Source organism: Mesorhizobium sp. M0894 (assembly GCF_040319725.1).
Classification (GTDB): Bacteria; Pseudomonadota; Alphaproteobacteria; order Rhizobiales; family Rhizobiaceae; genus Mesorhizobium.
Genome location: NZ_JAMYOG010000041.1, coordinates 1 through 13,514, shown reverse-complemented (window position 1 = coordinate 13,514; position 13,514 = coordinate 1). Strand labels below are relative to the sequence as shown.

Here is a 13,514-nt window from a genome sequence, read left to right as displayed (position 1 = left end):
CTCGTTGAAACGATCGAGGCAACCGAATGCAACAACTACTTCGCAAACGCCGGCTACGCTTCCGTCAAAACGTGAAAGACTCTAGTCTTAGTCTAGCGTCCCCTTTGAGGCAATGGCACAGTCACTCGGAACTAACTTATGAAGGTGGCGGCTTCCGGGGTCTTCGACAAGAGCCCGTGAACGGCTCGAATTGAGGCGCAAACGTGTCATCTCGCCTGTTCGCTCGAAGGCCGCTTTTGAGATTAGGGCTATGGTCTGCTCAACGACCGACATGAGGCGCATTTCAGTTCGCGGCCCCACCGGGATCGTGGGAGCCGCTTTTGGTCATACCTCGGTCGCCTCGGCTAGCTCTAAGGCATCTTCTACATCTACACCGAGATACCGCACTGTATTCTCGATCTTGGTGTGGCCGAGCAGGATCTGAACTGCACGCGGACTGACCGAACGCGGCTATTGCGGCCACACTTTGCACACCAGAAACGGACGCAGCCGGCTCGAAGTCGAGCGCCTATGGGACGGACGAGTGCTAGTCGACCACATGCGTCAGCGGCGCTGCGGCAAATGCGGCAAGGAAGTTGGTAAGCCAGAGCTCCCTTGAGGCCAATTCGGTGCCTCTCCCCACAGGGCGCCATTTCCGTTAGGATGCTCCGAGATGGCGGGAGGTATGACCTGGATCGCGTTCACCGTAGAATGGCTACCATCCTTGCTGCCGACGCAGTTGGCTACAGCCGGCTGATTGGCAGAGACGAGGAAGGGACACTTGCCACCCTGCGGACGCATCGTCAGATCATTGACCGACTGATAGAGGAACATCAGGGACGGGTGTTCGGGAGCGCTGGGGACAGCGTCATCGCCGAGTTCGCAAGCCCCGTCGAGGCGCTTCGATGCGCCACTGAAATCCAGTTCCAAGTCGGCAGACAAAATGCTGAGCTGCCCGAGTCGAGCCGCCTGCGCTTTCGCATCGGCATCAATCTCGGCGATGTTGTCGTAGAGGGCGACAATCTCATGGGCGACGGTGTGAACGTCGCCGCCCGTCTGGAGGCGCTGTCACCTCCAGGTGGAATATGCATTTCGGAAGCGGTGTACACGCAGGCCCGCGATCGGCTCTCGCTCGAATTCGTCGATCTTGGCGAACAAAGGATGAAGAACATCGCCCGGCCTGTGCACGCGTACCGCGTGCCTCTCGCTTCAGAGGAGCAGGTCACGTCGCCTTTTCGGGGTCCCAACCCCTTCGAGTTCGAAAACGCCGACCTCTTCTTTGGCCGAGCTCGGGCGACTGCTGCCTGCATCGAACGCCTGGAGCAGCAGGCCGCCAACGGCAAGGCATTCCTGCTCATCTATGGTATGAGCGGTTCCGGCAAGTCTTCTCTCCTTCGAGCAGGGCTGCTGCCTTCCATCACTCGAACCGGTGCAGCGGCTGGCATCAAGGTTTGGCGCCGCTGCCTAATCCGCCCTTCCGACGCCCCTGATGCGGTCGCCTCGCTGGCCGCTGGGCTGCTTCGCGAAGGCGCCCTGCCGGAGCTGGCTTGCGAACCGGCAGCGCTGGCTCAACTCTGTTGGAGTTCGCCTGATCGAGCTCTGGCGCTCGTCCGCCAGGCTCACGCCAAAGCGGCGGCCGTCGCAGGTTCAGCCTCCTCACAAGTGCGATTGGTAGTGGCGATCGATCAGATGGAGGAGCTGTTCACGACGGAGCCGGCATCGCGCGAAGTGCTAGTACGGCTCCTCGCGGCACTCGCCAGCAGCGGACTGGTCTGGGTGATCGCGACGATCCGATCGGATTTCTTTCATCGTTGCGGCGAGGTCCCCGGTTTCTGGGCACTCAAGGATGGCCTCGGCAGCTATGAACTCCTGCCGCCGACCGGCGCTGAGATCGCCCAGATCATCCGCGAGCCGGCACGCACCGCCAGGCTGCGCTACGAGGAGACAGCCGAACGGGGCCGGCTGGATGATGTCCTGCAGGAGGCAGCAGCTGCTGATCCTAGATCTTTGCCCCTTCTCGAATTTGTGCTCGACGCTGTACGATGCGGGGCGAGAGCGCCGGATCCTCACCTTTGCTGCGTATCAGGCACTTGGCGGCTTGGAAGGGGCGATCGCGCGCCGCGCTGACGAAGTCGTAGACGCTCTCCCGCCGGACATCCAGGAGGAGCTACCAGTCGTATTGCGTGCCCTCACCACGGTGCGCCCAAGCGATGAGGCAGTTGCGGCGCGTCCGGCCTTGCGCGCGGAAGTCACGGGCACGCCTCAACGACCCAGGATGAACTTGACAGGCTCATCGGCCACTTCGATGCAAACCCTCGTCAAATTGCTTGCCGGAACGCCCGAGACGGTCGCACAGCTTGCTGATGGCATCAGGCTCGCTGGTAATCTCGCTGAGATATTCCACCGTGCCGGAGCGTCCGCTCTCCGCCACCGCGACCGAAATCCGTTGCTTGTGAATATCCAAACCGACAAATCTGATATGTTCCATGTGGCCCGTCTCCTATGCATGAGGCTCTGCGCCGGCCAGCCGGCTTCACCCCAGGCCCAGCAATCATAGGGACTAGCAGGTCTGCCCGCCACAGTCGTTGCCACAGCTATGGCAACGCCAACAAACTCGACCGCCTCCATCTGATCCCCAAAATGGTCGGAAACATGGGTCGCAGTCGTCGTTGCCACATCCCCCATACGATTGGGCTCGGGCCTGGTGTGGGAAAAAGGAAATAATTGCCGCTGCGGACAAACCTCTCCCCATCAACACAAAACTAGAGCGTCGACTAACGTCGAACTGTTCATTGCGCGGGAGCCGAATGCGAAACAGAAATGCGATCATATGTCCGGCCCACAGGAAAGTCAGCATAAATGATGCCGCCGCCAAGTAGATTGCCGCGCTTGTCTGTCCTAACGATATCGCAATTAATACAAACGCCCAAAGGGCTGCGGCAGCTAAAAACGCCTGCCTGATGCAAATGTGGCAATTGCCAAGACGGCCAAAAAGAAAGCTTCGCATCTTGTCCTCCCAGGTTCACCAGAGCTGCGGTATGAAATCATGACCGCATTCCCCGTCCACCTTCCGTTCCGCACGAATTAAAAACATGCGTGGTTACTACTGTCACACGATGTGCCGTCCTGGCAGCACCATGAGCTGTCCCCCCATTGGCAACAGAAAGTGCCTTGGCCGCATTGGCCATCGTAGCAATTCATCGCCAGTTGCGTACCCCTACCCTTTTTGGGCGTCTCCAACTCCTTTATCCTCGGCAAAGTGGTCATAATCGCCAGGCTCGCGAAGGCAGTCGAGAAATTTGCGATGAAAGACCTCCGAAGAGGGGAATACTCGCCAGCGTTCACTGAAGGGGACTGCAACTTCGTTTGCCGCAGGGAGTAGCGAATGGCATATACAACTAGGTGCAGCAGCCAAAGACCTGACAAGAGCAACGCAAGCGCGACGGAACAGTGCAAGATCGGGCCAGCACTTGTAACGAACCCCGATCCATAGGTAATCCCAACGGCTAACCAACCAATGCAGGATGCGAGGAATGACTGACGCATGCAATTTGGACATCTTCCTATATCGTAGAGAAACTTGACGGACCAGTGTCCAGCCTGCAATTGTTGTTCGCTCATTGCATCTACTCCCAGCAGCTGATGTTTATTTAGATGTGCCAAATTCACTCACGGATTGCTCATGGCATGTTTCTGATGCGTTTAAGGGTCGTCGCACAAGCCAGAGCATATTGCTGCGCACGCCTGTCCAGTGAGATCGCAGCCCTTATGTTCATACGCGCAGGCCGCAAAACTTCTCTTGTTTCGGCAACCGGGGGGATACCACCGGCTGTCAGACACAGTTAAAGTCAAACGCCGGCCCCAAGCACTGCGTGGATTTTGCCAAGGAATTGATCCAAGCGTCGCAACGCTGGTCGCATGCTGAGTTCCGCTCTGTTGGGCTAACGTCGCGGATGGCAAGAATGCCGGACTCAACACACAGTTCAAAGCTATAGCCCAATTGAAAAGCCGCCATTTCATGTCGGTCCTCTTGCTCTCCGTCGCCCAAGCGCTCCTGCCACAATCTCATCATAATGTCGTACCACTGCCCTGTTCCGCCCCCCTGCTTTGACTGCCGGGGCGGTGTTACCAGGAAACCTGCTACCCACGATCGAACCCATCCTACCTCCTCCTTGGATTTGGTTCATCTTGGCGATGAGTCCGAAATCTCGTGACGCAAGATATTAGCCGCTCAGCAACGACCACGCCTGACCCGTTTGGGTTATGAGCAAGTCCCTTAATCATCGGACTCGCAACCGTCATCAAAGAGCGTATTGTGGGACATGGAAACGTGTGCCAAGTGGTGTCGTCAACGTCTGCGCACCAAGTAAAACTATTGCCACTTTTGTTCTGGCGAGAAGTTTAAATATGAAGACTTGTCGAGCTCTGTTACGCGGGAACAGCGATTGGCGCATCCTTCGATTTTCGAACGATTAGCACGGCGTTTGCGGAAGCTGCTCTTGGGCAGCAGCACTAAAGATCGCCACCGCATTCAGCAGTGCCCCGCACAGCCTAAGAGCCTTAACCCGAAACGCCCCTCCCCAGGTAAGCCTCATCGACGATAGCGGATTTATCGGGAATGTTCTGGACAAAAATCCGTGGGTCGACCCCGAAGAGCGACATCATGAACAGTGCAAAGCCCTCTTTTGCTTCCCGATGGAAGGGGGATCGTGTTCCTTCGCGCCCTGAGGGCGGCCGGGGATGTCACCCCAATCATCATCCTGACAGCGCTCGACCAGGTGTCAGACGACGGGCTGACCGCGGGGGCCGACGACTACATGGTCAAGCCGTTCGATCTCGACGAGCTGTCGGCGCGCATCGGCTCGGTCGCGCGCCGATATTCGGGCAATCCAAACCCCATCATCCGTCTTCGTTCGCTCCCACATAGACATTGCCCGCCGGAGCGTGCGTCGGGACGGCAAGGCCGTTCAGCTGACTGTCCGCGAATGGGCACTGCTGGAGGCCTTCCTGACGCGGCCTGGCCAACTGCTCTCCAAAGCCCAGCTCGAGGAAAAGCTCTACGACTTCGACGCCGAGGTGGAGAGCAACGCGATCGAGGTCCACATCAGCGTAAGCGATGTTCCGACCGCACCTTTCGGGGATCGGCGTGAAGGACGATGTTCGGAGCCTTTGAGGGCTTCGACATATGACGATTTCAGAGCTTACGCTTAAATCGAACGATTTGGAGCCGGTGCGCCGGTTCGAGGTGTTCACGGGCTCCGGCCGGCGACGCGAGTGGCCTCCAGAGGAGAAGGCGCGGATCGTTGCGGAGAGCTACGAGGCTGGTGAGACGGTTTGTGCTGTAGCTCGCCGATATGCGCTTTCCCCACAGCAACTGTTTGCCTGGCGCCGAGCTGCGCGTCAGCCCTCGGCAGATGCGACGGCATCAGAATCTCTGTTCGTTCCTGCGGTGGTTGCGGCGTCCTTGCCGGAACCGGTGGCGCAGCGCCCAGGACGATCACGGAAGCAGAAGACGGTCCGCGACGCCGGCGTGATCGAGCTTGAGATCGACGGTGTCGCCATGCGCGTTGGTCGTGGCGCCGATACCAAGACGGTGGCTGCTGTAATCCGCGCGCTGAAGGCAACGACGTGATCGGGCCAACGGGTGCGGTCAAGGTCATGGTGGCGACGAAGCCAGTCGACTTCCGCAAGGGGGTGGAAGGATTGGCGGCGCTGGTGCGAGAGACGATGGGAGCCGATCCGTTTAGCGGGGCCGTTTACGTCTTCCGGGCGAAGCGGACGGACCGGATCAAGCTGATCTTCTGGGATGGCACCGGAGTCTGCCTCTATGGCAAGCGTCTGGAGGACGGCGAGTTCCGCTGGCCGAAAGTGCATGACGGCATGATGCGGCTGACGGCCGCGCAACTATCGGCGCTGCTCGAAGGTCTCGACTGGCGGCGGGTCCACGAGGCGCGCCGGACCCGCGTTCCGGTTCAGGCGGGCTGACCCGCGACGAAGTGAATCAGTCTGGATTCCGCTGTCGCGGGCTGTCGGCGAATATGATCTGATCCGGTCATGACGATGACTGCTGACCAGCTTCCCGACGATCCGGACGCGCTGAAGGCGATAGTCCTGGCGCGCGACGTCGAGAAGCCCGCCTTCACCAGATCATCAAGGAATTGCAGCGTCACCGCTTCGGCCGTCGTGCCGAGACGCTGCCGGAAGACCAGCTGCTCCTGGGGCTTGAGGAAGCCGAGCAGATCGAGGCCGCCGGTGAGGAAGAGCAGGCACAGACCGCTCCTGGCGAACGTCAGGCGCGTGTCGCAAAGCGCCGAGCGAACCGGGGCGCGCTGCCACCCCATCTGCCGCGCGTGGAGATGGTCGTCGACATCGAGGATCAAGCCTGCCCGTGCTGCCGCAATGGTCTGCATCGCATCGGCGAGGACGTGAGCGAGCGGCTCGATATCGTGCCGGCGCAGCTGCGTGTGATCGTCGTGCGGCGGCCCCAATATGCCTGCCGTGCCTGCGAGGACGTGGTGATCCAAGCTCCCGCATCCGCCCGGCTGATCGAGGGCGGCCTTCCGACTGAGGCAACGGTCGCCCAGGTCCTGGTCTCAAAATATGCCGATCATCTGCCGCTCTATCGTCAGGCGCAGATCTACGCCCGGCAGGGTATCGCTCTCGATCGCTCCACGCTCGCCGACTGGGTCGGCCGCGCCGCCTGGCATCTGCGTCCGGTGCATGAGCGGCTGCTTGGCAGTCTGAAGGCGTCGCCGAAGCTCTTTGCTGACGAGACCACGGCGAGGTGCTCGATCGCGGCCGCGGCAAGACCAAGACTGGGCAGCTCTGGGCCTATGCCCGCGATGACCGACCATGGGAGGGGAGCGACCCGCCGGGCGTCGCCTATGTCTATGCACCCGACCGGAAGGCCGAGCGTCCGATCGCTCATCTCGCAGGCTTCACTGGAATCCTGCAGGTCGACGGCTATGGCGGCTATCGTGTGCTGGCCGACAAGAGCGTTGTGACGCTCGCCTTCTGCTGGGCGCACGTTCGCCGGCGGTTCTATGAATTGGCCGTGTCCGGACCGGCGCCGATCGCCGGCGAGGCGCTGAGACGGATCGCCGAGCTATACAGAATAGAGGACGATATCCGCGGCCGATCGGCCGATGAACGCCGTGCGATGCGTCAGGAAAATAGCCACGCTATTATCGCCGATCTCGACCCTGGCTGCGTGAAAAGCTCGGCCTGATCAGTCAGAAGACGAAGCTCGCCGAGGCGATCCGCTATACGCTCTCGCGCTGGGAAGGCCTCTCGCGCTTCCTTGACGACGGCCGCATCGAGATCGACAGCAACACCGTCGAGCGCTCAATCCGCCCGATCGCGCTCAACCGCAAGAACGCGCTCTTCGCTGGCTCGGACGGCGGCGCCGAGCATTGGGCCGTCATTGCGTCGCTGATCGAAACGAAACTCAACAGTGTCGAGCCGCTCGGCTATCTCGCCAACGTCCTCACCAGGATCCTCGACGGCCATCCCAACAACCGGATCGACGACCTGCTGCCTTGGGCCTACATCCGGGCGGCCGAGCTAAAGGCCGTGGCCTGAGAACACCGCTTACGGTTGTGTGCTCGTTTTAGGTGTTTTGGCGATACTTTGTGCGCATCGTCGTTCCTGCTATCGGCTACGATAATATACGCCTCAATTCTCTTGCTACGATTCCACCTTTGGGCGTCGAGTTCCGGTGCGCCGCGCAGTCTTCGGCGCTCCGCGACGGGATAGTTTCGCAGCACTCGAATCGTCGTCGCGCGCTTTTCAATCGGACTGACGGAGCATCGTCACGGGCTGTCGAGCAAGGTCGGCCGTCTCATCGTCGACGCGGCCGCAGGCAGGATAATGTGCGGTCCGTTGTTCCTGGTTTGCATCAGGTCCTAATCCGGCCCACGGATCTCGTTGTTCAGATGGCGTCCGTCAGCGTGCGGGCGCCATGCGTTTGATCCGCCGTCGCACACTCATCGATGCGCTCCCAGAAGCTTGCGGTCCTTGACATGCGCGCGCTGCGCGGCGTCGCCCTGGCTGACATGCAGGAGCGTTTGGCGATCTCCCGGTTCCAGATCTTGACCTTGTCCTTGCCCTCGAGCGGGTCATCAGTCTCGACGTCGCTTCGTAGAGCACGCGACGCATGTTCGCGTCGCCGGCCTTCGAGATGCGGCCCTGAACTCGAGGTGCCCGACTGCCAGCGAGCGCGGCGAAGTCAGCCCGAAGCAGGCCGCGAGGTCGCGCGAACGGCGGAAGCGCGATGGATCGTGGGTCTCCGTCATGAACGAAAGCGCCGCCACCGGGCCGACTGCGCGGATGGCCATGAAGCGCAGGCAAGGTTCGCTGCGCGCGCCCATTTTCACGGACGAGATCGTGCAGCCGGCAATACTCTCGCCATAGCACTGCGCGTGCCGACAGTATGGTGCCCATTAACTCGGCTGACAACGGATCGTCCGCCACTGCTTGGATCACCGCCTGCTCGAACGCACCGCGTCTGGCAATCAGTCTTCGGCCGTGTTCCGGGGGTCCTCGTCGATAGCGCCAAACAGCTGCGGCCGATCTGCAGCCGCCTTGATGATGGAAGCGTATCCCTAGCACGACTGCGGGTACGGCAAAACATGCCAGGCTTGACCTTACGTGCTAGTGGCTGGCCTGGCCATATCGACTGCGAAGACATGCCCGAAACAACCTGGCTGATCAAATGAAGGGGAGCCGACGTGTGGCAGCGGCGCCGCCGCAAGGATATTGGAACAAAGTTGGTGCCGGCAAGAGGGTGCCTGCACCGCCCAAAGCGCCACCGCGGCACCCCGGTGAATTGGGCCCGGGCAAGTGTCGCAAAGGTTCTGACGACTGCAGCCCCCGACGGCTTTCTAATCGACAGGCTGGCTACAAGCCAAGATCCCCGAAAGCAGTATTGTGATATGTCGCTGCACTATTGGGTAAGCCACGCAGCTTTCGCAAATGGCAATTGGAGGTTTGGAAAACCTCAAAGATTACCAATATTTTTCGAGAATTGTGCCAAATCGAGGCCCAGCAGGACTTGCGCCAGTGCGGGGAAGATCTGGCCTGTGATTCTGCTGAGAAACTACCTTCGGCGCCCGCACCTCTCTCGTCTCGGTGGCGGCGTGGCGTCGCGTGGCGGTCGATCGGCACGATCTAACCCGTCTTTAAGAGTACGTGCCTGGTTCTATTGCAGTTTGTTACCGCGGAGTTTGCCAATTGTCGGGCTGTTCAGGGGCGAGAATGGTATCAGGAGCCCGTTTTCGCTCACCCCCTTGAATTCGGCACTCCCGCATGCGGCAGGAACCAGTTCGAAAGCATCGACATCCTAACCCGCGTCATCCAATCGATGGATGAAGCCCACCGTGGGCCGCGCTAGTTTGAACGGTTGCCGCATCGGCACTTTTGTGGGCCGGGGGATGTCTGGGGCACTATTCCGCAGGTGGTGAAGACCCGTGTAACAGGAGCAGAATATGCGAGCATGGCGGTGAGCATGGCTCACGACCTATAAACCAAGTTGGCGGGGATTTTAATACAAAGGGGACGAGCAATAACCGAGGGGAGGAACTATCGTGCGTACGATTATCATTCCTATACTAGTCGGACTGACTTGCGCATCTGGTTGCACCACAGCCCAAATTAATTCAACCACGAACGCATTTGTGCCGTTGATGAACCAGACGCTTTCCCAACCTCGGCGGGCACCTGTTTACCGTCGACCTGCCCCTTATCGTCCGCCGCCACCGCAGCGACCAGCGCCGGTCTTCCAAAACAGCCCAGATTGCCCATCAGGCGAGCATATGTCTAATGGACAGTGCATAGCAGAGAGCGCTCAATAGGACTTGGGGGTAGCCAGCTCAACTTTTGTAGCTTTCCGGGCAAGCCGAGAACGTTGAGGCGGTCTTCATGCCCGGAACCACTCGGTGACGCAATGGACCTTCCCGTCGACCTTCATCGGCTTGTGGATCATAAGCCGCTTCCGCAGGTGCTCCGGTGGACTTCGAAGAGCGTGGTCCTCACGGTGGGGCTGCAGCGGCTGCAATCGAATTCGTATTTTGCGGATCGCCGCCGCCATATACCATCATCAGGCGGAACGGCAGTAGCGGACGTTGCCGCAGCTGCACTCAGCCTTCACAAGCATGTTGTGTCGGGTGCCGATCGAATCGTGCGCCATGAGAATAGAGTGCGCCATGAGAATAGAGATGGAACAAATTCCTCTCCGGTTGATATTGATCACAAAGACGGCATGATACAGTTGATACTGCGCGCCGCAGCCAGAGATTTGTGTAGCTCCAGTCGGGATGTCACTGAAATTTCAAATCTGCCAATATAGCTCGAAGCCCTCGTGCGATAGCGGAATGGACATGGGTGCAGCTTTCGATCTGGATAGAGTGGCCAACGCGATGGCTGAAGCCGCGGTCGAGCCGTCGCGGTGGGATGCGGCGATGGACGTTGCTGCTGAGGCCACGGGAAGCTTTGGAGCGATGCTCTTCGATATGAGGAGCCATTTGCCCAGCATCCCGCGCAGTCGCAAAATGAGCCCATCTTTCGAAGCATACGTCCGGGATGGCTGGATTGACCGCGACGACCGCTATGACTTAGTGCCGCTGATGGTGCGCCGAGGGGTTGTCAGCGAACTTGACGTTCTGACGCCTGAGGACATGGCCAAGCGGCCGTATTATCAGGAATTTCTAACCCCCTTCGGTTTACGATGGTTTGCGGGCGTAAAGGTTGCAGCTGGCGATGACTTGTGGTGCCTATCAATTCAGCGGTCGATCCAGCAAGGGCCATTTTCGCCTTCCGAGATGCAGCGCCTTGCCGAGCTCTCAAAACTATTAGGTCCCGCGGCAGCCTTGGCTCGGATGCTCGGCCACGCACGGGCCGAAGGTGCAATGGATGCTTTTAGCGCAAGCGCCACGCCCGCAGTAATGCTTGATCGGAACGCGGCAGTGATTCTGGTCAATGAACCTGCCGGCAAAATGTTTGGTCAAGATCTTCTGCTCATTGGCCGCCATCTGGCTTCGTTCGACAGAAACGCCACGGATGCCCTCGACCGCGCCTTACACGCTCTATTGCGTAATCCGCACCCGGCAGCAATGATGCCGCCAATCTCATTGCCTCGACGGTATGGCAGACCCGTGCTGGCCTATCCGTTGCGCCTTCGAAAAATTACCTCGAACGCCTTTGGGTCCTGTCAGGCTGTCATAGTCTTCATTGATCCCGATATTTATATTCGACCGCCCGAGTTTGCGGTGCGGACCTGTTTTGGGCTGACCTCAGCCGAGGCAAGGCTGGCCTGCCGGATCTCATCGGGCGACGGATTGAAGACCGTAGCGGAACATTTGGGAATCTCCTTCGAAACCGCGAGGAACCAGCTCAAAGCCATATTCATGAAAACTGAGACTCATCGGCAGGCGGAGTTGGTCGCCTTACTTGCCAGATTGAACAGCATCTCGACATTATGAGCACCCACACGGGCGCCATTTGGGATTGATCGAAGGCGACAGTTGCGTTCGCACAAAATGGCTTATCGCCAGGCAGGTGACCCAAACGGGTCGAGAGCTCCGCGCGCGCCGCCTTTTACTGATGACTAAGCCATATGTCGATGCGATAGCGGTCCGAGCCTTGCATCGGCAACATGCCGTCTGGTCGTGTTCCGATTCCCAAAGGACGAAGGGTCGAACCCAATTCCTCCAACGCCGCTCCGATTCTCCGATCACCGGCATTCGTCGCGGAATAACCGATGGCCTTGGGCACTAGCGTGCATTGCGGCGTGGTGTCCCTGTCGAACTGTTCAATCCTGCCGGGAATGAGCCGCAACGACTCGAAAACATAATCGTTGATCGACCTGCGCAACGACTCCGCGTCGACCGGGGCTCCGCTGCAAACATTGATATAGACCCAGCCGATCGGGCGCGGGTCTCCGGGAATTGTACGATAAGTGATCTTGCGGCCGCTGACGTCCGGCGGCTCCGGGTGCGCAACAGCTCGCTTCGGCTGGACGGCGGGAGTGGCAGCGGGAGCCACAGGAGGATTTGAGGGAGGACGATATCCGGCGATCAGGTTTCGCGCAGCTGCCGTCGACACCAAGCTTTGGTGGGCTGAGCCCACGATTGAGAAAAGCCGACAGATGCTGCCTTCGGACGAGTGGTCAAAGCCGACACAGCCCGAGCGCGAGGAGCAAAGGGAACGGCATGCTTGCAAGGGCGCGACGACCTTCGCGCTTACGGTCCCGTCCAGGGCAGTCACTGGATAGTCGAAGAGTTCTGCCGTGGCCTGGGCGCTCGCCAGTTGAATTCCAGCCAAGATAACGAGAGCTGTCGAAGACGCGCCGACCGCTACAAGCAGGCGCCCGAGGAATCCGCAGCGAAAAAGGCTCGCAAACATGTTTCCCCCCGCTGTATCTCTGGTGATCTCGACCTGAGTAGGCGAGAACTCTGTGTCTTGATGTCAATAACGATAAGATCACGGCGCATAAAAGCGGCCGCCCGTTCGGGCTATGGCGCTCTGGCGCCCTAGAACGGCCAGAACCTCATGGCTGACCGCAGTTTTTCAGGTTACCCCTCTTTTCTTTTGCCCCGGCGGTCCCCACGGCGTCCGACAAGTTGGCGCGGCGCGCACAGTAGTCCTCCAGCGTTTACTTTTCCAGCCCCAAATGGGGGATGCCGCAAGGCAAAATCGGAGCCAAAATAGACCCAGCTGCGACTAAGCAAGGAAATCTGAGTGCGATCCCGTTCCGGTTAAAGCAAGTGTGAAGAAATCTACTTGAGGGCTCGTTGACATAGCGTTTCCTTTCCGTCGAATATCCTGGCCGGGATGCCGCATGGTTAACGGTCAATACGTGTGGCAGGGGAACAGACTATGGCTGGGGGGGGCAACGCCCACTTCATTCGTTCAACACAGGCACGCACCGGCGACGTATTGGCTGTTGCGGAGACTCCCCTGTGGCGTGACTGCGAAACGACTTTTGCCCGCATTGACGAACTGTGCGGGGAAAATGCGTCGAGGCTGTTGCCCGAGCCGATCGTCAAGGAACGGAAGGGCTGTGCCCGTCTGGTCGTTGTTGCGTGGTATGGCAGCTTCGACCAGGAGCCGAAGCGGTTCGACGAAGGAATGCGGTCCCGGGTCGAGTCGAACTTGGCCGAGCGGATTGCGGCCCTTCGTCCGGCGCAAGCCGACCAGGAAATCGGCGAGACCGTCCGAGCTATGTTCAAGGTGGCGGACGAAAACTCCATCTTCGCCGTCGGCCAGGACCCTGCCCTCACGAATTGGGGGATGTTGCCGGAGGAAGCCAGCTCCTCTTGCGCGGGGTTCGCGCGGCACAGCGAGAAGACGATAGACCGATACCTTCCGAGCGGCATATCGCCCGGGGTACCAGGTCAGGTGTGGGCTGTAGTCGGAGGGTTCAAGATGGCCGGCCAAACTCCACCGCGACGCGTTGCACCCGAGGCCGCCAGTTTGTCCCTGGGGATGGAGGTCGCGGCTTCGTCAAGGCCCAGGCGTTCCTGGCTTTGGCCGCTTGG

Annotated in this window: 6 protein-coding genes and 6 pseudogenes; 7 read left to right on the top strand and 5 right to left on the bottom strand. The window is 59.6% G+C overall.

Features of this window, described 5'->3' with window-relative positions; all coding sequences use genetic code 11:
* Positions 1 to 324: 324 nt before the first annotated feature.
* Positions 325 to 447: pseudogene (locus NKH91_RS31935) on the bottom strand (tyrosine-type recombinase/integrase); the annotation flags it as partial.
* Positions 448 to 642: 195 nt separating this feature from the next.
* Between NKH91_RS31935 and NKH91_RS31930 the strand changes: the two are divergent.
* Positions 643 to 2,179, top strand: a pseudogene (locus NKH91_RS31930) (adenylate/guanylate cyclase domain-containing protein); the annotation flags it as partial.
* A gap of 90 nt (positions 2,180 to 2,269) precedes the next feature.
* Here the strand turns inward: NKH91_RS31930 and NKH91_RS31925 are convergent.
* Together NKH91_RS31925 and NKH91_RS31920 are read right to left on the bottom strand one after the other, a co-directional pair.
* Positions 2,270 to 2,467 (bottom strand): hypothetical protein, encoded by a 198-nt coding sequence (locus NKH91_RS31925; protein ID WP_352549524.1) that lies wholly within the window; start codon positions 2,465 to 2,467, stop codon positions 2,270 to 2,272.
* 596 nt (positions 2,468 to 3,063) lie between these two features.
* Positions 3,064 to 3,600 carry a DUF3624 family protein gene (locus NKH91_RS31920; RefSeq protein WP_352483895.1) on the bottom strand — a complete coding sequence of 179 codons (537 nt, stop codon included), beginning with the start codon at positions 3,598 to 3,600 and terminating at the stop codon, positions 3,064 to 3,066.
* A 1,061-nt stretch (positions 3,601 to 4,661) separates the two neighbouring features.
* On the opposite strand from NKH91_RS31920, the pseudogene NKH91_RS31915 reads away from it, so the two are divergent.
* From NKH91_RS31915 to tnpC, 4 genes and pseudogenes are all read left to right on the top strand, one after another.
* Positions 4,662 to 5,088 (top strand): annotated as a pseudogene (locus tag NKH91_RS31915) (response regulator transcription factor); the annotation flags it as partial.
* A gap of 76 nt (positions 5,089 to 5,164) precedes the next feature.
* Positions 5,165 to 5,611 (top strand): IS66-like element accessory protein TnpA, encoded by a 447-nt coding sequence (tnpA, locus tag NKH91_RS31910; RefSeq protein ID WP_352483896.1) that lies wholly within the window; start codon positions 5,165 to 5,167, stop codon positions 5,609 to 5,611.
* Entirely contained in the window at positions 5,608 to 5,964 is a 357-nt protein-coding gene (gene tnpB, locus NKH91_RS31905) for an IS66 family insertion sequence element accessory protein TnpB (RefSeq protein ID WP_352885585.1), read from the top strand. Before tnpA ends, tnpB begins: the two co-directional genes overlap by 4 nt.
* A gap of 69 nt (positions 5,965 to 6,033) precedes the next feature.
* Positions 6,034 to 7,560 (top strand): annotated as a pseudogene (tnpC, locus tag NKH91_RS31900) (IS66 family transposase).
* A 349-nt stretch (positions 7,561 to 7,909) separates the two neighbouring features.
* Here the strand turns inward: tnpC and NKH91_RS31895 are convergent.
* Positions 7,910 to 8,484, bottom strand: a pseudogene (locus NKH91_RS31895) (transposase); the annotation flags it as partial.
* A 1,865-nt stretch (positions 8,485 to 10,349) separates the two neighbouring features.
* Between NKH91_RS31895 and NKH91_RS31890 the strand changes: the two are divergent.
* Positions 10,350 to 11,456, top strand: a complete 1,107-nt coding sequence (locus NKH91_RS31890; protein ID WP_352483898.1) for a helix-turn-helix transcriptional regulator — start codon at positions 10,350 to 10,352, stop codon at positions 11,454 to 11,456.
* A 115-nt stretch (positions 11,457 to 11,571) separates the two neighbouring features.
* Here the strand turns inward: NKH91_RS31890 and NKH91_RS31885 are convergent, their stop codons facing one another.
* The gene (locus NKH91_RS31885; RefSeq protein ID WP_352483899.1) at positions 11,572 to 12,378 is read right to left on the bottom strand and encodes a hypothetical protein; all 807 of its coding nucleotides are present in this window, start codon (positions 12,376 to 12,378) and stop codon (positions 11,572 to 11,574) included.
* Positions 12,379 to 12,852: 474 nt separating this feature from the next.
* Between NKH91_RS31885 and NKH91_RS31880 the strand changes: the two are divergent.
* Positions 12,853 to 13,514: pseudogene (locus NKH91_RS31880) on the top strand (S1C family serine protease); the annotation flags it as partial.